22 protein-coding genes are annotated in these 21,318 nt (G+C 54.3%); 18 read left to right on the forward strand and 4 right to left on the reverse strand.

Annotation, left to right across the window (positions count from 1 at the left end; genetic code table 11):
• Positions 1 to 193: 193 nt before the first annotated feature.
• From CJ260_RS03690 to CJ260_RS03710, 6 genes are all read left to right on the forward strand, one after another.
• Positions 194 to 2,233, forward strand: a complete 2,040-nt coding sequence (locus CJ260_RS03690) for a sigma-54-dependent Fis family transcriptional regulator (RefSeq protein WP_095629208.1) — start codon at positions 194 to 196, stop codon at positions 2,231 to 2,233.
• Between the two features lie 206 nt (positions 2,234 to 2,439).
• The gene (locus CJ260_RS03695) at positions 2,440 to 3,375 is read left to right on the forward strand and encodes a 3-hydroxyacyl-CoA dehydrogenase family protein (protein ID WP_095629209.1); all 936 of its coding nucleotides are present in this window, start codon (positions 2,440 to 2,442) and stop codon (positions 3,373 to 3,375) included.
• A 27-nt stretch (positions 3,376 to 3,402) separates the two neighbouring features.
• On the forward strand, positions 3,403 to 4,251 hold the full coding sequence (locus tag CJ260_RS03700) for a 3-keto-5-aminohexanoate cleavage protein (protein ID WP_198947382.1): 849 nt from the start codon (positions 3,403 to 3,405) through the stop codon (positions 4,249 to 4,251).
• 16 nt (positions 4,252 to 4,267) lie between these two features.
• Positions 4,268 to 4,456 carry an excinuclease ATPase subunit gene (locus tag CJ260_RS03705; protein WP_095629210.1) on the forward strand — a complete coding sequence of 63 codons (189 nt, stop codon included), beginning with the start codon at positions 4,268 to 4,270 and terminating at the stop codon, positions 4,454 to 4,456.
• A gap of 38 nt (positions 4,457 to 4,494) precedes the next feature.
• Positions 4,495 to 4,968, forward strand: a complete 474-nt coding sequence (locus CJ260_RS13305; RefSeq protein ID WP_198947383.1) for a TIGR00366 family protein — start codon at positions 4,495 to 4,497, stop codon at positions 4,966 to 4,968.
• Positions 4,950 to 5,921 carry a TIGR00366 family protein gene (locus tag CJ260_RS03710; protein ID WP_198947386.1) on the forward strand — a complete coding sequence of 324 codons (972 nt, stop codon included), beginning with the start codon at positions 4,950 to 4,952 and terminating at the stop codon, positions 5,919 to 5,921. The genes CJ260_RS13305 and CJ260_RS03710 overlap by 19 nt, the downstream gene beginning before the upstream one ends.
• A gap of 64 nt (positions 5,922 to 5,985) precedes the next feature.
• On the opposite strand, the gene rpsD is transcribed toward CJ260_RS03710, so the two are convergent.
• Positions 5,986 to 6,573 carry a 30S ribosomal protein S4 gene (gene rpsD / locus CJ260_RS03715; RefSeq protein ID WP_087476848.1) on the reverse strand — a complete coding sequence of 196 codons (588 nt, stop codon included), beginning with the start codon at positions 6,571 to 6,573 and terminating at the stop codon, positions 5,986 to 5,988.
• Between the two features lie 402 nt (positions 6,574 to 6,975).
• Here rpsD and CJ260_RS03720 point away from each other — a divergent pair, with 402 nt between their 5' ends.
• From CJ260_RS03720 to araA, 4 genes are read left to right on the forward strand one after another with little or no spacing between them, the layout of a single operon-like run.
• Positions 6,976 to 8,367 carry a sugar porter family MFS transporter gene (locus CJ260_RS03720; RefSeq protein ID WP_087476849.1) on the forward strand — a complete coding sequence of 464 codons (1,392 nt, stop codon included), beginning with the start codon at positions 6,976 to 6,978 and terminating at the stop codon, positions 8,365 to 8,367.
• A 36-nt stretch (positions 8,368 to 8,403) separates the two neighbouring features.
• Positions 8,404 to 10,008, forward strand: coding sequence for a xylulokinase (locus CJ260_RS03725; protein WP_095629211.1), 1,605 nt, complete (start codon positions 8,404 to 8,406; stop codon positions 10,006 to 10,008).
• 21 nt (positions 10,009 to 10,029) lie between these two features.
• The gene (locus CJ260_RS03730; protein ID WP_095629212.1) at positions 10,030 to 10,728 is read left to right on the forward strand and encodes an L-ribulose-5-phosphate 4-epimerase; all 699 of its coding nucleotides are present in this window, start codon (positions 10,030 to 10,032) and stop codon (positions 10,726 to 10,728) included.
• A gap of 46 nt (positions 10,729 to 10,774) precedes the next feature.
• Positions 10,775 to 12,199, forward strand: a complete 1,425-nt coding sequence (araA, locus tag CJ260_RS03735) for an L-arabinose isomerase (RefSeq protein WP_095629213.1) — start codon at positions 10,775 to 10,777, stop codon at positions 12,197 to 12,199.
• 66 nt (positions 12,200 to 12,265) lie between these two features.
• On the opposite strand, the gene CJ260_RS03740 is transcribed toward araA, so the two are convergent.
• Positions 12,266 to 13,285 carry a LacI family DNA-binding transcriptional regulator gene (locus tag CJ260_RS03740; RefSeq protein WP_095629214.1) on the reverse strand — a complete coding sequence of 340 codons (1,020 nt, stop codon included), beginning with the start codon at positions 13,283 to 13,285 and terminating at the stop codon, positions 12,266 to 12,268.
• Positions 13,286 to 13,410: 125 nt separating this feature from the next.
• Between CJ260_RS03740 and CJ260_RS03745 the strand changes: the two genes are divergently transcribed.
• Positions 13,411 to 14,487 (forward strand): aldose epimerase family protein, encoded by a 1,077-nt coding sequence (locus CJ260_RS03745; protein WP_095629215.1) that lies wholly within the window; start codon positions 13,411 to 13,413, stop codon positions 14,485 to 14,487.
• An 81-nt stretch (positions 14,488 to 14,568) separates the two neighbouring features.
• On the opposite strand, the gene CJ260_RS03750 is transcribed toward CJ260_RS03745, so the two are convergent.
• Positions 14,569 to 15,531 (reverse strand): exonuclease domain-containing protein, encoded by a 963-nt coding sequence (locus CJ260_RS03750; RefSeq protein WP_095629216.1) that lies wholly within the window; start codon positions 15,529 to 15,531, stop codon positions 14,569 to 14,571.
• 2 nt (positions 15,532 to 15,533) lie between these two features.
• Positions 15,534 to 16,013 (reverse strand): hypothetical protein, encoded by a 480-nt coding sequence (locus tag CJ260_RS03755; protein ID WP_233127887.1) that lies wholly within the window; start codon positions 16,011 to 16,013, stop codon positions 15,534 to 15,536.
• Between the two features lie 226 nt (positions 16,014 to 16,239).
• Between CJ260_RS03755 and CJ260_RS03760 the strand changes: the two genes are divergently transcribed.
• The 7 genes from CJ260_RS03760 (at position 16,240) to efp (ending at position 21,272) form a co-directional block, all read left to right on the forward strand.
• Positions 16,240 to 16,728 carry a molybdenum cofactor biosynthesis protein B gene (locus CJ260_RS03760; RefSeq protein ID WP_087476856.1) on the forward strand — a complete coding sequence of 163 codons (489 nt, stop codon included), beginning with the start codon at positions 16,240 to 16,242 and terminating at the stop codon, positions 16,726 to 16,728.
• A gap of 60 nt (positions 16,729 to 16,788) precedes the next feature.
• Entirely contained in the window at positions 16,789 to 17,367 is a 579-nt protein-coding gene (gene cobU / locus CJ260_RS03765; protein WP_095629217.1) for a bifunctional adenosylcobinamide kinase/adenosylcobinamide-phosphate guanylyltransferase, read from the forward strand.
• On the forward strand, positions 17,364 to 18,125 hold the full coding sequence (gene cobS, locus CJ260_RS03770; RefSeq protein ID WP_095629218.1) for an adenosylcobinamide-GDP ribazoletransferase: 762 nt from the start codon (positions 17,364 to 17,366) through the stop codon (positions 18,123 to 18,125). Before cobU ends, cobS begins: the two co-directional genes overlap by 4 nt.
• A gap of 56 nt (positions 18,126 to 18,181) precedes the next feature.
• A complete protein-coding gene (locus CJ260_RS03775; RefSeq protein WP_095629219.1) occupies positions 18,182 to 18,835 on the forward strand; it encodes a histidine phosphatase family protein in 654 nt (217 codons plus the stop codon).
• 16 nt (positions 18,836 to 18,851) lie between these two features.
• Positions 18,852 to 19,568 carry a pseudouridine synthase gene (locus CJ260_RS03780; RefSeq protein ID WP_095629220.1) on the forward strand — a complete coding sequence of 239 codons (717 nt, stop codon included), beginning with the start codon at positions 18,852 to 18,854 and terminating at the stop codon, positions 19,566 to 19,568.
• A 63-nt stretch (positions 19,569 to 19,631) separates the two neighbouring features.
• Positions 19,632 to 20,702 (forward strand): Xaa-Pro peptidase family protein, encoded by a 1,071-nt coding sequence (locus CJ260_RS03785; protein WP_095629221.1) that lies wholly within the window; start codon positions 19,632 to 19,634, stop codon positions 20,700 to 20,702.
• Between the two features lie 12 nt (positions 20,703 to 20,714).
• Positions 20,715 to 21,272 (forward strand): elongation factor P, encoded by a 558-nt coding sequence (gene efp, locus CJ260_RS03790; RefSeq protein WP_087476862.1) that lies wholly within the window; start codon positions 20,715 to 20,717, stop codon positions 21,270 to 21,272.
• Positions 21,273 to 21,318: the final 46 nt, after the last annotated feature.

Consider the following 21,318-nt stretch of genomic DNA (forward strand, 5'->3'; position numbering starts at 1 on the left):
CCCAATAGGAAATCGTGAAGACATGATTTCCTATTGGGGCGTTTTTTTGTCATGTGAACGGTCCTTTCATGAATTTGGACATATATTTGACGGCATGAAGGGCAAAAATGCAGTCAATGGCCGAAAGGAATGGTATAATAATATATATGTGAGATAACGGTAATTTGTCGGATAGAGGAGCGTGACGATACACTTGACAAAACTAGATATAAAGAATCTATTTAACCCGCAGCATATCCTCCATGTCGGCAACATGCGGGCGAAATTTTTTGCCAGCGGCAGCTTTGACGGCATTACAGACGTGCGGGAGGAAATTTTGCATGGCTGGAAGGTATCCTACGACAGGGGCTACCGCACGCCGGATTTCAAAAAGCCCGTCGTGACGGACCTGTACCTGCGCACGCAGAAGGAGGAAGAGCTGCTGACCATTGCCGTGCCGTATATGGAGCGTCTGTATACGTTTTTGCAGAACGACACCTTTTGGATTACCCTATTGGATCGCGACGGCGTCATCTTAAAGCTGGTCGGGTCGGATACGATGCTGAAGGAGCTGGCGGCGACAGGCCTGATCGAAGGCTCCAACCGGGGAAGCGACGCGCCCTACGGCGGGCTGTTTCACCTGGTCTTTACCTATAAAAAGCCCTTTATCCTGGTATCGACGGAGCATGCCTCGTCTATCGACGACAACCTGGCCGGCGGCGCCTGCCCTATCGTCGACCCAGAGACGAAGGAGATTTTAGGCTTTATCGCCGTATCGGGCCATTGGTGGTATTCCCATCTGCATACGCTGGGATTGGCCGTCATCGCGGCGGAAGCCATTTCCAAGCAGTATGCATTGGAAAAAGCGACGAAGCGCTTGTACGCTATGAGCCAGTCCTTGAAAAAAGTAAACTCCCGGCTATATACGACGCTGGACAGCATTAAGACGGGCATCATTTACTGCAATGAAGAGGGAACCGTCAAGGTCATCAATGAAGGCGCTGTGAAATTGCTGGGAATTAAGAAGGACTTGAAGGATGTGCCGGGGACGAACGTCTGCCCGTATTTTGACTCGAAGCTGTCTATGGATAAAATCGCCGCCAATACGAAGAACGGCGAAACGTACTGCTACGAGCTGGTCAGCTCGGGCTGCCCCGATTTTGTCTACAAACGGAACTACCTGCTGTACTGCTATATCCGCCGCATCAATATCGGCGAAAAAGAGCAGGAATATATTATTACCCTGTCGAAGCAGACCGAAGCCCATCTGAATGCGACCAAGATGATCTATGCCGAGCCGACGTTCAGTTTCGACGACATTATCGGCTCGTCCGATGCGATTCGCCAGGTGAAAACCATCGCCGAACTGGGGGCAGCCCATAATCCGTCGATTTTAATTACCGGCGAGAGCGGGACGGGGAAGGAATTGTTCGTCCAGTCCATTCACAATGCCAGCAGCCGGCGGAACGGCCCCTTTGTGGCGATTAACTGCGGCGCTATCCCGCGTACCCTCATAGAAAGCGAGCTCTTCGGCTATGAAAAGGGCGCCTTTACCGGCGCCGATAAGAAGGGGCATCCGGGCAAGTTTGAGCTGGCAAACGGAGGCACCTTGTTTTTAGACGAAATCGGCGACATGCCCTACGATGTCCAGGTGACGCTGCTGCGCGTGCTGCAGACGCAGACGGTGACGCGCATCGGCGGCGCGAAGCCCATACAGATCGACGTCCGCATTGTGTCGGCTACGAACAAGGATCTGCGCAAGTGCATTGAAAACCATACCTTCCGCGAAGATTTGTATTACCGCCTCAACGTGTTTACTATTCCCTTGCCGCCGCTGCGGGAACGGGGAAGGGACATAGAGGAAATTGCCCGGTATTTCTTGACGGTCTATAATAAAATTTACGATAAGCACGTCGCCGATATATCGGAGGACGTTCTTCGGGCCTTTCATGCCTATCGGTGGCCCGGCAATATCCGGGAACTGGAAAACGTGATGGAGCGGGCCGTCATCCTATGCAAACGGGACTACGTCACGCTGATAGATATTCCCGACGCCATTGGGCGGAGGGCTGATGAGGCTGCGCCGCCGCTGGCCGTAGGCTGGCCCCTGCGGCATGAAAGAGACCGGATCGAATCGGCCTTGAAGGAGCATAAGGGAAATATGTCCCATGCGGCGAAGGAGTTGGGGATGAGCCGGCCGACATTGTATAAGCGCGTCAAGGAATACGGTATAGACAAACGAAAATTTGAATGACGAAATGAAAAGCCAGTACCTGCGGCTTACTGCCGGTACTGGTTTTTGCTCGTGTAAAAAAGTGTAAAATGTGTTTACAGTGTAAACGGAGTGTAAAAGCATTTTACACTGTAACGATGGAAAAATGCCTGTTTTACGCCCTTTTGTATATGGCATGAAAATTTCATATATATTTTCAAATAGAAATTCAAGGAGGCAATACGCATATGGAAGTAAAACAGATTTTAGTGTACGGCGCCGGCTTGATGGGCCGGGGCATCGCTCAGGTATTTTCCCGCAATCCGGAATATTCCATCGTTTTATATGATATCGCCGACAACGACGTTCTCGGCCAGGTCCGCAAGGAAATGATGTCCTTTGTCGATCAGGGCATCGTTGACGCTGATACGGCGGAACAGCAGCTGAGCCGCATCAGCTTTACGACGGATTTGAGCCCTGAATTGTGCCAGAAGACGGATTTAGTCGTCGAAGCCGTATTTGAAAACATGGAATTGAAGCAGTCGGTCTTCGAAAAGCTGGAAATCATGTGCCGTCCCGACACGATTTTCTGCACCAATACGTCCGTCATGATCCCGACGGAAATCAGCGCCCGCGTCAAGCACAAAGAACGCTTCGTCGGCACCCATTTCTGGAATCCGGCAACGCTGATTCCCCTGGTAGAAGTCGTCAAAGCCAACGGCTCGTCTGACGAAGTAGCCCAGCAGGTATACGACATTTTGGAAAAAGTAGGCAAAAAGCCGGTTATCTGCCAGCGCGACGTGCCGGGCTTCATTGCCAACCGCATGCAGCACGCCCTGTGGAGAGAAGCGATTTATATCGTCGAACAGGGGATTGCCGACGCCGAAACGGTCGATAAAGCCGTTAAATACAGCTTCGGCCTCCGCCTGCCCCAGCTGCCGCCGTTGGTTAACTCCGATTTGGTCGGCACGGACTTGACCTACAACATTCACGAATACATCTTGAAATATCTGTGCAGCGATACGACGCCGTCGCCCCTGCTGGTCAAGATGAAGGAAGAAAACAAGATGGGCTTCAAGAGCGGCGAAGGCTTCTTCAAATGGGACGACGAATCCATCGCAGCAGAACGCAAGGGGCTGAACGACTATTTAATTCACATGCTTTATAAAAAAGACAAAGAATAAGATCGCATGTTAAGGAGGAAACCTATCATGAGCAATTTGAAAAACAAAGTTATCATCACCGCAGCTGTAACGGGCGCATGGCCCAAGAAAGAAAACAATCCGAACGTTCCCCTAACGCCGCAGGAAATTGCTGACGACGTCTATCAGTGCTGGCAGGCCGGCGCCGCCGTCGCTCACCTTCACATGCGCGACGACGAAGGCAACGGCACCATGAGCGCCGATAAATTCCGCGAAACCGTACAGACCATCAAGACCAAATATCCCGACTGCGACATCGTCCTGAACCTTACGACGTCGGGCGACCTCCACGCGACGGAAGAAACGCGCCAGCTCCATTTGAAGGAATTAAAGCCGGAAATGGCGTCGTACGACTGCGGCTCCATGAACTGGATGAACAGCGGCCTGTTCCTCAACCCGCCGAAATTCCTGGAAGATTTGGGAACGCTCATGCAGGAACTGAATATCAAGCCGGAAATCGAAGCCTTCGACCCGGGCATGATCGCCAACGCCGCCTACTACCTCAAAAAAGGCGTATTGAAAGCGCCGCTCCACTTCCAGATGTGCATGGGTTGCGCCAACGGCATTCCCGGCTCGGTTAAGAACCTCGTATTCATGAAGGAAACGATGGATACCCTGTGCCCGGGCTCTACCTGGTCGGCCTTCGGCGTAGGCCACAGCGCCATGGAAATCATGTACGCCACCATCGCCTTGGGCGGCCATCTCCGCGTCGGCATGGAAGACAACGTCATGTACGCCAAGGGCGTGCTGGCCGACAGCAACCGCCAGTTCGTAGAACGGGCGCGCCGCTGCATCGAAGAATACGGCAAGGAAGTCGCAACGCCGGCAGAAGCGCGCGAAATCCTGGGTCTGAAATAATAGGAGTGTGACAGGTATGACATGGGGGCATTGTTTTATGTATTACCGCTGCCCGCAGTGCGGCAAGAAATTTAAATACGCTATCGATTTGATTCCGGAATTCGGCGACGCCTTCGGGACCTGCCCCGACTGTCATGTCGGCGGCGTACTGGAGGGAGAAGGGGCGCGGACGAAAGACGACGGGGCGTATGAAGAAGTAGAATGAGGTTCCCGTCATGCCGGATTATATAAAGGAGGCTTATTATGGCGCAAGCAAATTCGCAAAACGCACAGAAGAAGACGATTACCGATAAGTTTATAGAATTCAGCTTAAACTATATTCCCGACTCCATGGTATTCGTATTGGGGCTGACCGTATTCGTCTTCGTTCTGGCGCTGATTTTTACAGATTCGACGCCGTGGGGATTGGTTGAAGATTATGCAAAAGGATTCTGGGAATTATTAAGCTTTTCCATGCAGATGTGCTTGATGATGATTAGCGGCTTCGTTATTGCTAACGCAAAACCGATTCGCAGAGGCATCGTCCGCTTAATTGACTGGCCGAAGACGCGCGGCGGCACCATCGCCCTGTTCGCCCTGATTACCGGCGTTATTTCCTGGCTTCACTGGGGCGTCGGCCTCATGGCTACGATCATCATGGGCAAGGAAATCCTATCCGCAAAAGAGGGCAGGGCTTCCACTATGCCTTTATCGTCGCCATGGCTTATACGAGCATGAATATCATGGCCAACGGCATCTCCCAGGCCGCGCCGCTGCTGTCGGCGACGCCGGGCAACTTTATGGAAAAGATCATGGGCGGTATCGTGCCGATCAGCCAGACGTCCTTGTCTCCGTACATGATGACCTTCCTCGTATTGGAATTGCTGCTGTTGCCGGTTATTTACTATTTGCTCATGCCTAAAAAGGAAAAGGCTGTAGAAATCAGCGACGAGCTGTACAAGGAATTTACGGCGGAACCGGAAAAAATCGACGCGTCGAAGAAACTGACGCCGGCCGAACGGTGGGAACGGTCCCGCGTATTGAATACCCTCATCGCTTTATTAATTCTCATCTGGTTCGGTGACCACGTCATTACGGAAGGCGTCAGCAAGATCAACCTGAATACGATCAACTTCGCCCTCTTTGGCTTAGGCTTATTGTTCCACGATTCGCCGCACAGCTATATCGAATCGGTAAAAGAAGGGGCGACGACCGTATACGGCGTCATCATCCAGTTCCCCTTGTACGCCGGCATTTTCGGTCTGATTACTTTCTCCGGCTTGGCCGACGAAATTACGGAGCTGTTTATCTCCATCGCGACGCCAGGGACCTATCCGTGGATCGTATTCATTTACACCGGCATCATGGACTTCTTCGTCCCGTCGGCAGGGTCTAAATTCGTCATCGAAGCGCCGTACTTGGTTCCGGCGGCTCAGCACCTGGGCGTTCCCGTTTCGCAGGTTATCAACGCCTACGGCACGGGCGCGCAGATGGCCAACCTGATTCAGCCCTTCTGGGCCATCGCCTACCTGGCGGCCTTCCGCCTTTGCTTCCAGGAAATCCTGCCGTTTACGTTCATGCTCTGGCTGTTCGTATTCATTGCAGGCGAAATCCTATGGCTATCAAGGGCGGGGCAAAAACGAGGCAAAAAATGTATTTCATTTGCTTTTAGAAGACTTGATGAGCAATAAAAAAACAAGGAAGCCTGCATATAACAGGGTTCCTTGTTTTGGTTTTGTGCTATTGTGCTCGGTATTACTTGGAGTACAATTCGACGATGAGCGTTTCGTTGATTTCTACAGGAATTTCGGAGCGTTCGGGCATACGGGTCAGCGTGCCTTCGAAGCCGTCGAAGTTCTTTTCGATATAGGGAACATCGAAGGTTTTCAATTCCTGGAAGGATTTTTTGTACATTTCGTTAGCGCGGGAAGCTTCCTTCAGCGTGATAACGGAACCTACTTTTACGTGTGCCGACGGAATGTCGCAACGTTTGCCGTTTACCAAGATGTGGCCGTGGTTGACCATCTGGCGGGCCTGACGAATGGAGTTTGCAAAACCGATACGATATACCAGGTTATCCAAACGGCATTCCAACAATTTCAGCATGTTTTCGCCAGTAACGCCTTCCATCTTCTTGGCTTTATCATAATACCGGACAAACTGGCGTTCGAGCAAATTGTAGTATGCGCGAAGCTTCTGTTTTTCCAGTAACTGTGTGCCGTATTCAGACATCTTTTTCTGACGCTGTTCTTTCTTCACACGTTTTAATGCCTTAGGATGTCCGTACACATTGAGTCCGAACCGGCGACATTGCTTAAAACGTGCTTCTCTCCTCGTTGCCATTTTCTACATCACCTCATATAAAAATTTAATAAAACATAACAATAGAAATTCTATCACGGTTGCAGGGCTTTGTCAACGGATAGGCAGGGAAAAGTGCCGGCGTTTTGGGCGCAGAGCCTGAACAATACATTTTTTTGCCGGCGCCGCGTAAAGAATGCGTAAACTGCAAGTCGTGAAAGACGGCGTAAAATAGGGGGATTCCTCCTACTGGTTATGGTTAACAATGCGCTGTCCTGTGCGATTAGCGCCGTCTTATGAGAAAATGTGCTCGTGAACACTATTGACAAAAGGTTTACAAAGGGATAGGATATACATAACAAAACTGTGTTCGAACACAATTTATAAAAAGTAAGAAAAAACCATATTTTAATTGTACGTATTGCTGAGTGGAGGAATGAAGAAATGAACACGAGCACAGCGGAAAAAGATAATAAAAAGATATCCAGCTCTTTTATTTACTTTTTCGGCTCTTTTGGCGGTATTTTGTTTGGGTACGACATCGGCGTTATGACCGGGGCGCTGCCCTTCCTGCAGGACGACTGGGGGCTGCACGGCAATGCCAGCATCATCGGCTGGATTACGTCGGCCGTCATGTTCGGCGCTATTTTCGGCGGCGCGCTGGCAGGCCAGCTGTCCGATAAATTGGGCCGCCGCAAGATGATTTTGATTTCTGCGCTGATTTTCGTCGTCGGCTCTGTCTTGTCGGGGATTGCTCCGGACAACGGCCAATATTACCTGATCGGCGTTCGTATTTTACTTGGTTTGGCCGTTGGCGCCGCGTCGGCTCTCGTGCCGGCTTATATGTCGGAAATGGCTCCAGCTCATCTGCGGGGCCGCTTGTCCGGCATCAACCAGACGATGATCGTATCGGGCATGCTGCTGTCGTACATCGTCGACTATTTGCTGAAGGATTTGCCTGAAATGTACGCTTGGCGCTTAATGCTCGGCTTAGCTGCTGTTCCGGCTATTATCCTGTTCTTCGGCGTCCTTCGCCTTCCCGAATCGCCGCGTTTTCTCGTCCGTCATAACTTATTGGATGCAGCCCGCCGTACGCTGAGCTATATCCGTCCCAGCGACGAAGTAGAACCGGAATTGAAACAAATTCAGGAAACCGTCGCCGCCGAAGCCCATGCTGCGCAAAACAGCTCCTGGGGAATGTTGTTCAGCGGCAAATACCAGTACTTGGTCGTCGCCGGCATCGGCGTCGCCGCGTTCCAGCAATTCCAAGGGGCCAATGCGATTTTCTATTACATTCCCCTGATCGTCGAAACGGCGACGGGACATGCCGCCAGCTCGCAGCTCATGTGGCCGATTATTCAGGGCGTTCTCCTCGTTTTGGGATCCCTCGTCTTCCTGGTCATTGCCGATAAGTTCAACCGCCGCACGCTGCTGAAAGTCGGCGGCACGATTATGGGCCTGTCCTTTATCCTGCCGGCTATCATCAACAGCATCATGCCGGACACGAACCCGATGATGATCGTATTCTTCCTGTGCATTTACGTTGCCTTTTATTCCTTTACATGGGCTCCGCTGACCTGGGTTATCGTCGGCGAAATCTTCCCGCTGGCCATCCGCGGCCGGGCGTCCGGCATGGCTTCGTCCTTCAACTGGATCGGTTCCTTCCTGGTCGGCTTGCTGTTCCCCATCATGACGGCTTCGATGCCGCAGGAAATCGTCTTCGCTATCTTCGGCGTCATCTGCATGCTCGGCGTATGCTTCGTGACGAAATGTGTTCCCGAAACGCGCGGCCATACGCTGGAAGAAATCGAAGCCCAGGGAACGAAGAGAAGATAATTAGTGTATTCCTTTACGGGAGAAAGGATTTGTCTCATGGATTTATTAAAGGTTGCAGCGAACATTAAAACCGGCGAAACGGCCTTAGGAATTGAACTCGGCTCGACCCGCATCAAGGCGGTTCTCGTCAATTACGACTGCCAGACCATCGCTTCGGGCAGCTACGGCTGGGAAAACGCCCTGCGCGACGGCGTGTGGACCTATTCGCTGGATGAAGTATGGAAGGGGATTCAGGCCTGCTATGCCCAGCTGGCCGCCGACGTGCAGAGCCGCTACCACGTGCCGCTGACGCGCATCGGTTCTATCGGCGTCAGCGCCATGATGCACGGCTACCTGGCCTTTGATTCGCAAGGCGAACTGCTCGTTCCCTTCCGTACGTGGAGAAATAATATTACCGGACAGGCTGCCAAGGCGCTGACGGAAGCCTTCCATTTCAATATTCCCCAGCGCTGGAGCATCGCCCATCTGTATCAGGCTATTTTAAATGGAGAAGACCATGTGCCGCAGATTTCCTTCCTGACGACCTTGGCCGGATACGTCCACTGGATGCTGTGCGGCGAAAAAGTCTTGGGCATCGGCGACGCGTCGGGCATGTTCCCCGTCGATGAAAGGACAGGCACGTACGACGCGAAGATGCTGTCCCTGTTCGACGAATTGGAAGCGGTAAAGCCCTATTCGTGGAAGCTAGCCGACCTCCTGCCGAAGGTACTGCGGGCCGGGGAAGGGGCCGGTACCTTGACGGAAGAAGGGGCGCGCCTCCTCGATCCGGCAGGCCGTCTGGAACAGGGCAGCCATATGGCTCCGCCTGAAGGAGACGCCGGTACGGGCATGGTCAGCACGAACAGCGTCCGCAAACGGACCGGCAACATTTCTGTCGGCACGTCGGCTTTTTCCATGAACGTATTGGACCGGCCGCTGCAGGGCGTCCATGAAGATATTGACGTCGTCACGACGCCTGACGGGGCTCCTGTCGCCATGGTACATACGAATAACTGCTCGTCGGACATCAACGCCTGGGTGGACCTGTTCGGCCAGTTTGCCGCGGCGACGGGCCTGGCGATCGGGCCGGACAAGCTGTATGAAACGCTGTTCAACCTGGCCGGCACGGCCGACAAGGATGCAGGCGGACTGGTCAACTACAGCTATTTGTCAGGCGAAAACGTAACGCGCATCGACAACGGCCGGCCGCTGTTCGTCCGTACGCCGCACAGCCGCTTTACCTTGCCGAACTTCATGCTGGCCCAGCTGTACGCAGCCTTTGCGCCGCTGAAAATAGGCATGGATATCCTGGTTCAGGAAGAAGGCATTGAAACGGACGTCATGATCGCCCAGGGCGGCCTGTTTAAGACGCCGGTCATCGGGCAGCAGGTATTGGCCGACGCCCTCAACATGCCGATTACCATTATGGATACGGCAGGCGAAGGCGGCCCGTGGGGCATGGCCGTACTGGCCGTATACATGGAGGTCCGCCAGGAAGGCGAAACGCTGGCCGACTTCCTCGATGAACGGGTATTCCGCCATCCGAAGAGCGTCACCTTGACGCCGAACGCCGAAGGCGTAGAAGGCTGCAACGCCTTTATTGAAAACTATAAGCGGGCCTTGTCTGTCGAAGCAGAAGCGGGCCGCACGTTGGCAGAGTAACCCTGCCGGGAGGGATATAGTATGTTAGAAGAATTGAAGCAGCAGGTCTATGAAGCGAATATGCGCCTGCCGAAATTGGAGCTCGTCACCTTTACGTGGGGCAATGTATCGGGTATTGACCGGGAACAGGGCCTGTTCGTCATCAAGCCGTCGGGCGTAGAATATGAAAAGTTATCGCCTGCCGATATGGTCGTCGTAGATTTGGACGGCAAGGTCGTCGAAGGGGACTTAAACCCGTCGAGCGATACGATGACTCACGCCGTATTGTACAAGGCCTTTCCGAATATCGGCGGCATCGTTCACGCCCATTCTCCCTGGGCCGTATCCTTCGCCCAGGCCGGCGTAGACCTCGAAGCTATGGGCACGACTCATGCCGATACGTTTTACGGCGACGTGCCCGTGACCGACGCGCTGACAAAGGAAGAAATCGAAAGTGCTTATGAAGAAAATACGGGCAAAGTCATCGTCCGCACCTTTGCCGAACGGGGCATCGACCCCGACGCCGTTCCGGCCGTACTGGTAAAACAGCACGGGCCCTTTACGTGGGGACCGACGGCGGCGAAGGCCGTAGAGACGGCCAAGATTCTGGAAGTCGTCGCTGAAATGAACTACCACGCGCTCCAGCTCACGCGCGCCGACATCCGCGTGCCCCAGTACCTGCTGGATAAGCATTACTACCGCAAGCACGGGGCCAACGCCTATTACGGACAGAAAAAATAAAGAATATCTATTATCAGTATTTCACATATATAAGGAGGAACCATCCATGTTACAAGTAAAAGATTATGAATTTTGGTTTGTCGCCGGCAGCCAGTATCTGTATGGCGAAGAACAGCTCCGCAACGTAGACCGCGATACGGAAGATATGGTCAACAAGCTCAATGCCAGCGGCAAGCTGCCCTATAAGGTCGTATACAAAGGCGTCATGACGACGGCCGACGGCATTACGCAGTTCATGAAGGACGTAAACTACAACGACAACGTAGCCGGCGTCATCACCTGGATGCATACCTTCTCGCCGGCGAAAAACTGGATTCGCGGCACCATGCTCCTGCAGAAACCGCTCCTTCATCTGGCAACGCAGTATTTGAACAACATCCCCTACGATACGATTGACTTCGATTACATGAACCTCAACCAGAGCGCTCACGGCGACCGCGAATACGGCTACATCAACGCCCGCCTGAATCTGAAGAACAAAGTCGTATACGGCTACTGGGAAGACGAAGACGTACAGGATGAAATCGCCAAATGGCAGGACGTCGCCGTTGCGTACAACGAAAGCTTCAACATCAAGGTATGCCGCTTCGGCGATACGATGCGCGACGTAGCCGTCACGGAAGGCGACAAGGTAGAAGCGCAGATTCGCCTGGGCTGGACTGTCGACTACTGGCCTGTTGGCGACCTCGTACCGGTTATTAACAGCGTCAGCGACGAAGACGTACAGGCTGTATACGACCAGCTGAAGGAAGAATATACGATGGTCGTAGGGGACAACACGCCGGAAAAATTTGAACACAACGTCCGCGTGCAAATCAAAGAATATCTGGGCATCAAGCGCTTCCTGGATAAGGGCGGCTATACGGCGTTCTGCACGAACTTCCAGGATCTCTGCGGCATGGAACAGCTCCCGGGCCTGGCTGCGCAGCTGCTCATGAAGGAAGGCTACGGCTTCGCCGCCGAAGGCGACTGGAAGACGGCCGCCCTGACGCGCCTGATGAAGATCATGGCTCACAACGACCGTACCGTATTTATGGAAGACTATACGCTGGACCTGCGCAAAGGCCACGAAGCAATTTTGGGCGCGCACATGCTGGAAGTCGACCCGACCATTGCCAGCGACAAGCCGCGCATCGAAGTGCATCCCCTGGATATCGGCGATAAAGAAGACCCGGCCCGCCTCGTCTTCACCGGTTCGGAAGGCGATGCCGTCAACTTGACGGTAGCCGATTTCCGCGGCGGCTTCCGCCTTATCAGCTACCCCGTAACGTGCCGCAAGCCCGAAGCGGAAACGCCCCACCTTCCTGTGGCAAAACAGCTCTGGACGCCGAAGGTCGGCTTGAAGAAAGGCGCTACGGCTTGGATTCACGCCGGCGGCGGCCACCATACCGTATTGAGCTTCCGCCTGACGGAAGAACAAATCCACGACCTGGCCGTCATGTTCGACCTGGACTTAGTAGAAATCTGCTAATCGTCAGCTTATAGTGTTACATCAATAAAAAAGAGAGGCTCGCGAAAGCCTCTCTTTTTTATAAGATTACATGTTTTCTGCAATGCGTATTTCGTTGTTCATGATGTACCGTTCCCGGTCGGGAACGATGCCGTTGACCAGGTAATCGAAGACGAGCTGCATCGCCTTTTGGCCCTGCTGGTGGGGATGCTGGTAGATAGCGGCCTTGATGTCGCCGGCCTTCATCATTTCCCGCGTTGTCGGAATGGTGTCGAAGACGAGGATGAGCAGGTCGTCCCGGCGGGGACTGGCCAGAGCTGCCCGGCAGGTGCCGTAGGAGCCGCCGGAGGACAAGATGAGGAGGACGTTGATGTCCGGATGCTTGTTCAGCAGGTTTTTCGTCGCGTCGTACGACGAAATATCGTCGTCATTGTCTTCGATGAGGGCCGTAATTTCATACTGGGGATCGCCGCCCAGTATTTCCTTGAGGCCCTGCAGGCGGTGGCGGTGGCCTAAGATTTTCAGCGAGCCCAGGACGACGCCGATGTGGCAGGGGCCGGGGGAAAACATCTTCAGCAGCGCTCCGATAGTGCGGCCGCCGTTTACGTAGTCGCTGCCCACATAGTAGTGGGTGCTGGCCTGCTCGATGTCGTTGTTGATCGTGACGACGAAGATGCCGGCGGCGATGAGCTCGTTCAGCTTGGCTGCTATTTTCGGATCGTTGATGGGATTGATGATGAGGGCGTTGATCTGTCCCTTGATCTGATCGAGGATATGGCACTGCTCTTCTACGTCATAGCCCCGTACGGTGTGCCAGACCGTGCGCATGCCGTAGGACTCGTATTTCCGGGCCGCCTTTTCCAGAGCGTCGATGATGTCGTCGAAGAAGCGGATGCTCTTAGAGGGCAGGACGACGGCGACGACGGGATTGCTCTTCTGCGCCGCCAGGGCCTTGCCGGCCGGGTTAGGCCTGTAGTGGAGCTTCTTGGCCATTTCTAGGATTAATTCGCGCTTTTCCGGCTTGACGTTGCCGCGGTTGTTTAAGACGCGGTCTACGGTGCCGCGGGATACGCCGCAGAGATCGGCGATTTGTTTTATCGTTACCATATATTTCCCTCCTGGGAATTACGAATGATGTAAATATATAATGTACACTAATTTTGTTTTCCCTATTTTAACACAAGGTGTGCGCGTGAACAAGTGCGCAAAAAGTCAAAAGAGGAGTGAATGCCATGAGTACTATTTCTAAAAAAGACTTCGGCTGTCTGTCAGACGGCAGGCCCGTCTTCCTTTATACCCTGACCAACGCCAACGGCACGGCTTTGTCCATCTGCACGTACGGCGGCCATGTCCAGGCCCTGCATACGAAGGGGGCCGACGGTACTGATGTCGACGTCGTCCTGGGTTATGACGATGTCGAAACCTATGTGAACGAAGACAAATATATCGGAGCCCTTATCGGCCGCTGCGGCAACCGCATTGCCCGGGGCCGTCTGCACATCGGCGGCAAAGAGTACCAACTGGAATGCAACAACGGCCGCAATCATCTGCACGGCGGCACCCTGACCGGCTTCAATAAAAAGCTCTGGCAGGCCGAAGAAACGGCGGAAGGACTGAAGCTGACCTATACGAGCCCCGACGGAGAAGGAAATTATCCCGGCACCCTTCAGGTATCCGTCTGGTATGATTTGACAGACGACGACGCCGTTATTATCCGCTACGAAGCGGTCAGCGACGCCGATACGATATGCAACCTGACGAACCACACCTATTTTAACCTGAACGGCTGCGGCAGCGGTTCCGTCCTCGACCAGGAAATCCAGCTGTTCAGCGATTTCTTCACGGAAAGCGATGCCGAATCCCTGCCGAACGGCAATATCGTCGCCGTCGCGGGCACGCCGATGGATTTGCGGGAGCTGACGCCGATTGGGCGCCATATCGACGACGACTACGTCCAGCTCCGCCAGGCCCGCGGCTACGACCATAACTGGATCGTCCGCCGCGATGAATCCCAGGCCGTGCCTACGGCTTACGGCACGGTATATCCCATGGCCTATGCCGTAGGAAATCGGACGGGCATTACGCTGACGGCCTATACGAGCCAGCCTGGCGTGCAGTTTTATACGGGCAATTACCTCGACGGCACGCCCTTGGGGAAGGGCGGCGCAGTCTTTGACCGCCGCAGCGGCTTCTGCCTGGAAGCGCAGTATTATCCCAATGCGCTGGAGCATCCGGAATTTCCCCAGCCCATCTTGAAAAAAGGCGATGTGTGGAAGGCCCTGACGATATACAAATTAGGACGAAAATAAAGACATACAAAAAAGATGAGAATGCGCTGCAGGCAGTCTCATCTTTTTTGTATGTCTAGTATATACGTGTGCGTTGGTTGGTCAGGGCAGCGATTCGGAGAAGTCGAGGCCGGCGTCTGTCGCGTAGTACGTCCCTTCCTTGTCTCCGTGCTCGATGTATTTTTTATCCAGCAAGGTCTGAATGACATCCATGTCGGCCGGGTTCGGGGCGAAGATTTCTTCGGCCGTGCATTCTTCCCGTTCGACAGCGGCGACGACGGCGGCGAGCCGTTCGTCCTGCGTCGGCATGCCGTAGGCGAAATGGATGGTCGGCAAATACAGGGGATAATCCTGCTTGGCTTTGATGAGGAACTGGCCGGCGACCATGGCGGCGCTGAGGGCGTTTTGTTCGTCCATTTCAATGTTCATTTCCTCGCTGATCGCTGTCAGCTTATTAGAAGGGAAATGGTATAATGTCTTGGCTGCTTCCATCGTGTCGATAAAGCGCAGGCACGGCGCGTCGATGCCGTATATTTTCAGCGCGTGAGCGATGCAGCCCATGACGAAGGGCGCGTTGTGGGCGACGAGGGTGCGGCCGACGAAGTAGTCTTTCATGCCGGCTTCCCAGTATTCGCCGAATTCGTCGGCTTTGCGGAGAACATCCCAGGTCAGTTCGGGATATTTTTTATTGGTAATGTTGTTTTCCGGCGGGCGGACGTAAAAATAGTGGGTGTTTTTCAGCTGGCCCTTTTCAAACTCGGCGAAGCCGATGAGGCAGACCGAGTAGGGCTGCTCGTTGGCCAGGACCAGGGACAGGGCCGTAAACTGCTGGGGGTAGCGGCGAAGGGCGTCCGAGGCGTCGATGGGATAGGCGTAGTAGCCCTTCTGCGGCTGGACGTCGTATTGGTGCAGGTTTTCTACCTGTACGTGCTGTTTCGTTTCCAGGTCCTTTTGCCGGGCCGCTTTTTTGCGTTTTTTGCGAAACGACGAAAGCAGGGAGTAGAGGACGGCGGCGATGAAGAGAATCGTGAGCAAGGTGCCGCCGGTGTGAAGCAGTGAATCCATGGCTATTCATTCCTTTTCGTTGAAGATGGGGGCTGTTTAGTAAAGGTGTGATAAAATGTCATGCTGTAGCAGGTAAAGAAGGCGTTGTCGGCAGCCTTGCCGTTTACGGAATAGCGGTCGCAGGCGTTTACGGCCGGGTTGGGGAGCATGATCTGTCTGGTAGGAATTCCCTTGTCGTCGTACAGCAGTGTCGACAGGGTCTGTGTTTTGACGGTCTGGGCTTTAAAGTTGTAGAAAAACTTGTTTTCATATCCCGAAGCGACGTTCGTCGTATAATCGTACGTCACGACGGTGGCCTTGATGATATAATACGGCGGGTCATAGCGGATAGACTGGATGGAGTTCATGTCGACGTAGGATTCCGTCGTGTCGTCATGGCCTACCTGGATATAGCGGGGATTGTCGTCGAAAAACATGGCCGCCGCCAGGGCTGTGCCGGCCATGAGAAAGACGGCCAATAACGCGGTTATTTTCTTTAGCAAACGAAACGCTCCTTTCCATAACAAGGTACCCTTTTATTATACGAAAAAGGAAAAAATTTACAACAGGCGGAGGGGCAGAATAGGCAGGAAGACGTAAATTTTTTAAAAATCCCCGGTAGGAATTTGTCTTCTGAAGGTCGAATTAATACTATAGTAAGAGCATGTCGATTTGTTTTCGTTCGTGATAAGGTCTGATTGGCATGTATAACTGTAAGGAGGGATTACGTTGGGAAAGAAAATTGAAGAACGTCCTTTGCGTGCGGCTATTTTGACTATCAGCAATAGCCGGACTTTTTCGGATGATACAAACGGCCTGATGATTCAGTCGGCTCTGACAAACCGGGGGCATCAGGTCGTCGATTACGCTATCGTAAAAGATAATAAAGAGGATATTACCCGTCACATCCACGAATGGGTGTGCAGCGTCGACGTCGTCATTACGAGCGGCGGCACGGGCATTGCCAAGCGGGACGTGACGCTGGAGGCGATAGAGCCTCTCTTTGAAAAGAAAATTCCCGGATTTTCCGAAATGCTTACGTATTTCGCCTATCGCCGCGTCTGCGGCGTGCAGGCCATGGCCTACCGCTCGACGGCCGGCCTGGTTCATCAGTGCATGGTATTTTGCCTGCCCGGCCTGCCCAGCTTGATTAAAGTAGGCATGGAAAAGATCATCCTGCCGGAACTGTTCCACTTATATACGGAAATTAAAAAGTAAGAGCCTTAGTATGGAAGGGCGTGTCTGCGGCACGCCCGATTTTTATGAGGGGAGGCAGCTATGAAATCGAAGCTGATTGTCGTGACAGGCGGCGCGCGCAGCGGCAAGAGTCTGTTTGCCGAAGAATATCTGACGTCCTGTTCCGGCCGCAAAGCCTATGTCGCGACGGCCCAGATATTAGATGAAGAAATGAAGGAGCGAGTTGCCGAGCACCGCCGCCGCCGTCCGGAAGACTGGCAGACGCTGGAGATATCCTCCGGCCTGAGCGCAGCGTTTCCTGCCGTATTGGAGCAGGCCGACGCCGTTCTCGTCGACTGCCTGACGCTGTATCTTTCAAATTATCTGTTTGCCCATGAAACGGCCAGGGACGAAGAGATACTACAGGGGGCGCTGCAGGAGATGGAGAATATCGTCGGGGCCGTCCGGCAGACGGCGGATAAGACGGTGATTTTCGTGACCAACGAGCTGGGATGCGGCATCGTGCCGATGAGCCACATAAGCCGCCTGTACCGGGACGTCGTCGGCAAGGTCAACCAATACGCCGCCGGTCAGGCCGACGAGGTGTACTGGACCGTCTGCGGCATTCCCGTAGAGCTCACGCGGCTGAGAGCGTCCGTTCCGCCGGGAGGCTGCCGATGAAATCCTTTTTTATTGCCCTGCAGTTTTTATCGCGCATCCACGTCGTGACCCAGACTGTCTGGACGGAGGCGGACTTTGGCCGTTCGGTCATATTTTTCCCCCTCGTAGGGACCGTTATCGGTGCAGTCCTTTGCTTGGCCTATGTCGGCATATCCCTGTGGTTTTCCCAGCCTTATATGGCTGTTCTCCTGGTACTGTGCTGGCTGTTGGTCACGGGAGGCCTTCATGCCGACGGCCTCATGGATACGGCTGACGGGTTGTTTTCCGGGCGGAGCCGCGAGCGCATGCTGGAAATACTCAAGGACAGCTGCGTCGGCTCGAACGGCGTCGTCGCTTTTGTTTCCTGCATGGCCCTGAAGGTCTGCTTTCTGGCGAATCTGCCGCAGCAGTCGGTCTGCGCCGCGCTGCTGGCCGTGCCGACGGCGGCCCGTTTCGGCGTGCTCATCGGGATCTTTCAATTTCCCTATGCCCGCCAGCAGGGATTGGGACAGTCCTTCGTCCAATATGCGCCCCGCCGCGCCCTGGTCAAGGCCTTCCTGTGTGCCTTGCCGCCGCTGGCAGTCGCCGGCTGGGGCTATTTCCTGCTGTTAGGCGCGGTGATGCTGATTTCGCTGGGATTGAATACGTATATCGCCCGGCGGCTGGGCGGCGTGACGGGCGATACGTACGGCGCCGTCATCGAATTAAGCGAAATGCTGCTGCTGGGCCTGGCCTTTCTTGCATCCGGAGCTGTTCAGACGGCGTGTATTTGGATATAATGGAAAGGGACGGCCTCAGGCTGTCGCCAAGGACATGAAACGGTAGGAGGAACATCATGATAAAGTTATATGTAGTGCGCCACGGCGAAACGGACGGCAATGTGCAGCAGTGGTATCAGGGCTCTACGGACGTGCCGCTCAACGCCCGCGGCATCGAGCAGGCGCAGTGCCTGAGCCGCTTTTTGAAGGACGTCCCCTTCAGCGGCATATACAGCAGCACGCTGCAGCGGGCCCGCCGCACGGCGGAAATCGTCGCCGAACCTCACGGCCTGCCCGTATATTCCTACGACGAGCTGAAGGAAATTGATTTCGGTGTATGGGAAGGTCATACGTACAAGGAAATTACCCAGATGTGGCCCGGCGAAATCGAGGCCTTTTACGGCTCCAACGGCACGCTGCGGGCGCGGGGCGGCGAATCGTTCTGCGAAGTAGAGCGGCGGATTACGGCCAAGACGAAGGAGCTGCTGAGCCGCCATAAGGACGGCGACACGGTGCTCATCGCGTCGCACGGCGCGTCTATCCGCTGCCTGATCTTCGGCCTGCTGGGCTTGGAAATGAGCCGCATCTGGTGTTTCCAGCAGTATAATACGGCCTTTAATATCATTGAATACCACGGCGACAAGAACGTCATGACTCTCATGAACTGCACGCAGCATCTGGAAGGCATGGCGGGCTATCAGGCCCAGTGGGCCAGCATGCCCAGCTTGTGAGCGGAAAGGACGGCATATGGCAAAATCAATGCGTCTTGACAAGCTCCTGGGCCACTGCGGCTGGGGAACGCGCCGCCAGCTGAAAGAGCTGTGCAAGGGCGGGCACGTCTTCATCAACGGCCAGTGCTGCCGTGACAGCTCGGTGAAGGTCGATCCCGAAGGAGACCAGATTTCCGTAGACGGAACGACTGTTGTATACGAAGCGTTCTATTATCTGATGATGAACAAGCCTGCCGGCGTCTTGTCGGCTACGGAGGACCGCTGCAGCCGCACGGTTCTCGATTTGCTGCCTCAGCAATACCAGGGGGCCGGATTATTTCCCGTCGGGCGTCTGGACAAGGATACGACGGGGCTGCTGCTGCTGACGAACGACGGCGTGTGGGCTCACTGCATTACGGCGCCGAAAAAGCATATCGATAAGATATATATTGCCGAAGTCGACGGCTCTATTCCCGACGATATAGACGATGTCTTTCAAGGCGGCATCGTGCTGGCCGACGGGCTGCAGTGCCTGCCGGCGCGGGCGAGAAAAATAGAGGAGCAGACCGTCGAGGTGACGGTTCAGGAAGGGAAATTCCATCAGGTAAAGCGCATGTGCGCCGCCGTCGGCCTCAGCGTCCGCGCGCTGCGCCGCCATACTATCGGCGGGCTGCGCCTCGACGAAACGCTGCGCCCCGGCGAATTTCGTCCCCTGAGGGAAGAGGAAAGAGAATTCCCCTTTATGAATAAATAACCTGTTCAAATGGCCTGTAATATGGTATCATAAAATGTAATCCAAATACGGTGGGGGATGATTGTGATGGAAGAACGGATTTCTCGCCTGCGGCAGTTTCTGCATGAACATACTGCCGACGGTATAATCATATTGCAGCCGGAAAACCTTCGGTACTTCAGCGGCTTTACGGGCGGCGAAGGCGCGCTGGTCGTCAGCTTGTCCGACGCCGTGCTGTGGACCGACTCCCGATACACGGAGCAGGCGGCGCTGCAGTCCGGCCAATGGTACGCCGTGAAAAATCACGAGGGAAAGCTGGCCGGTTCCATCTGCGATTCCCTGAACAGTATGGGCGTACAAGCCGTTCTGTATGAACGGGACTTCTTGACTCATTCGCTCTACGAAGCCATTTCATCGGGCTTGGAAGAATGCTGTTTCTCGGCTCAGGATTTATCACAGCTGCGGGCGGTAAAGGAGCCCTATGAGCTGACGGCGACGCGCCGGGCCAGCGAGATCGCCGATCAGGCTTTTGCCCAGCTGCTGCCCTATATCCGTCCCGGCGTGACGGAACGGGAATTGGCGGCGCGGCTGGAAAGCGCTATGCTTCTTCTCGGCTCGGAAGAACGATCCTTCGCGACCATCGTGGCTTCAGGCCGCCGGTCGGCTATGCCCCACGGCACGGCGAGCGGCAAGGTCGTCAAAGCCGGCGATTTCGTTACCTTCGACTTCGGCGCCGTGTGGGAAGGCTATCATTCCGACATGACCCGCACCGTCGTCGTCGGCAAGGCATCGCCGGAGCAGAAGGAGTTTTATCAAACCGTATTGGAAGGCCAATTGTTGGGATTAGGCGCCGTTCGGGCGGGAGCGTCCTGCCGCGACATCGACGCGGCTGTCCGCCAGTATTTTTCCGAACGGGGCGCAGACCAATACTTCACCCATGCCTTGGGCCATGGGACGGGGCTGGAGATCCACGAACAGCCCGTGCTTTCGCCGCGTGCGGCCGGCACGCTGCAGGAGAATATGATAGTCACGGTTGAACCGGGACTGTACATAGAAGGCAAATACGGCGTCCGCATAGAGGATTCCGTTGCCGTTACAGCTGATGGCTGTGAAATACTAACTAAGACATCAAAAGAATTGATGGAGCTGTTATAGGAGGAGTAAACTATGATTACAAGTAATGATTTCAGACCAGGCGTAACGATTGAAATTGACGGCCAGGTATGGCAGGTCGTCGAATTCCAGCATGTAAAACCCGGTAAGGGCGCAGCCTTTGTCCGCGCTAAGATTAAAAACCTCGAAACGGGCGCCGTTATCGAACGTACATGGAACGCCGGCGAAAAAGTCCAGGACGGCCGCGTAGACCGCCGCCAGATGCAGTACCTCTATGAAAACGACGGCATGTACTGCTTCATGGACAACGAAACGTACGAACAGATCGAACTGAACAAGGACAACCTCGGCAACGCCGTAAACTTCCTGAAAGAAGACATGACGGTTACGGTTATGCAGTTTAAAGGCAAGGTAATCGGCATCGACTTGCCGGCAGCCGTCGAACTCAAGGTCGTTGAAACCGATCCGGGCGTCCGCGGCGATACGGCTACGGGCGGCAGCAAACCGGCTAAATTGGAAACAGGATATGTCGTTAAAGTGCCTCTCTTCATCAACGAAGGCGAAGTTCTCCAGATCGATACGAGAACGGGCGACTATATCGGCAGAGCATAAGCATACAGACACTGGAAAAGCGATGAGTTTCTCATCGCTTTTTGTG

The sequence above is a fragment of the Megasphaera sp. ASD88 genome (assembly GCF_002287425.1).
GTDB classification, from domain to species: Bacteria; Bacillota; Negativicutes; order Veillonellales; family Megasphaeraceae; genus Megasphaera; species Megasphaera stantonii.

What these genes read in the sequence shown, in the direction of transcription:
- CJ260_RS03695 (WP_095629209.1), top strand. Translation starts at nt 2,440, where the DNA reads ATGGAAGTAAAACAGATTTTAGTGTACGGCGCCGGCTTGATGGGCCGG.
- CJ260_RS03700 (WP_198947382.1), top strand. Translation starts at nt 3,403, where the DNA reads ATGAGCAATTTGAAAAACAAAGTTATCATCACCGCAGCTGTAACGGGC.
- CJ260_RS03705 (WP_095629210.1), top strand. Translation starts at nt 4,268, where the DNA reads ATGACATGGGGGCATTGTTTTATGTATTACCGCTGCCCGCAGTGCGGC.
- CJ260_RS13305 (WP_198947383.1), top strand. Translation starts at nt 4,495, where the DNA reads ATGGCGCAAGCAAATTCGCAAAACGCACAGAAGAAGACGATTACCGAT.
- CJ260_RS03710 (WP_198947386.1), top strand. Translation starts at nt 4,950, where the DNA reads ATGGCTTATACGAGCATGAATATCATGGCCAACGGCATCTCCCAGGCC.
- rpsD (WP_087476848.1), bottom strand. Translation starts at nt 6,573, where the DNA reads ATGGCAACGAGGAGAGAAGCACGTTTTAAGCAATGTCGCCGGTTCGGA.
- CJ260_RS03720 (WP_087476849.1), top strand. Translation starts at nt 6,976, where the DNA reads ATGAACACGAGCACAGCGGAAAAAGATAATAAAAAGATATCCAGCTCT.
- CJ260_RS03725 (WP_095629211.1), top strand. Translation starts at nt 8,404, where the DNA reads ATGGATTTATTAAAGGTTGCAGCGAACATTAAAACCGGCGAAACGGCC.
- CJ260_RS03730 (WP_095629212.1), top strand. Translation starts at nt 10,030, where the DNA reads ATGTTAGAAGAATTGAAGCAGCAGGTCTATGAAGCGAATATGCGCCTG.
- araA (WP_095629213.1), top strand. Translation starts at nt 10,775, where the DNA reads ATGTTACAAGTAAAAGATTATGAATTTTGGTTTGTCGCCGGCAGCCAG.
- CJ260_RS03740 (WP_095629214.1), bottom strand. Translation starts at nt 13,285, where the DNA reads ATGGTAACGATAAAACAAATCGCCGATCTCTGCGGCGTATCCCGCGGC.
- CJ260_RS03745 (WP_095629215.1), top strand. Translation starts at nt 13,411, where the DNA reads ATGAGTACTATTTCTAAAAAAGACTTCGGCTGTCTGTCAGACGGCAGG.
- CJ260_RS03750 (WP_095629216.1), bottom strand. Translation starts at nt 15,531, where the DNA reads ATGGATTCACTGCTTCACACCGGCGGCACCTTGCTCACGATTCTCTTC.
- cobU (WP_095629217.1), top strand. Translation starts at nt 16,789, where the DNA reads ATGAAATCGAAGCTGATTGTCGTGACAGGCGGCGCGCGCAGCGGCAAG.
- cobS (WP_095629218.1), top strand. Translation starts at nt 17,364, where the DNA reads ATGAAATCCTTTTTTATTGCCCTGCAGTTTTTATCGCGCATCCACGTC.
- CJ260_RS03775 (WP_095629219.1), top strand. Translation starts at nt 18,182, where the DNA reads ATGATAAAGTTATATGTAGTGCGCCACGGCGAAACGGACGGCAATGTG.
- CJ260_RS03780 (WP_095629220.1), top strand. Translation starts at nt 18,852, where the DNA reads ATGGCAAAATCAATGCGTCTTGACAAGCTCCTGGGCCACTGCGGCTGG.
- efp (WP_087476862.1), top strand. Translation starts at nt 20,715, where the DNA reads ATGATTACAAGTAATGATTTCAGACCAGGCGTAACGATTGAAATTGAC.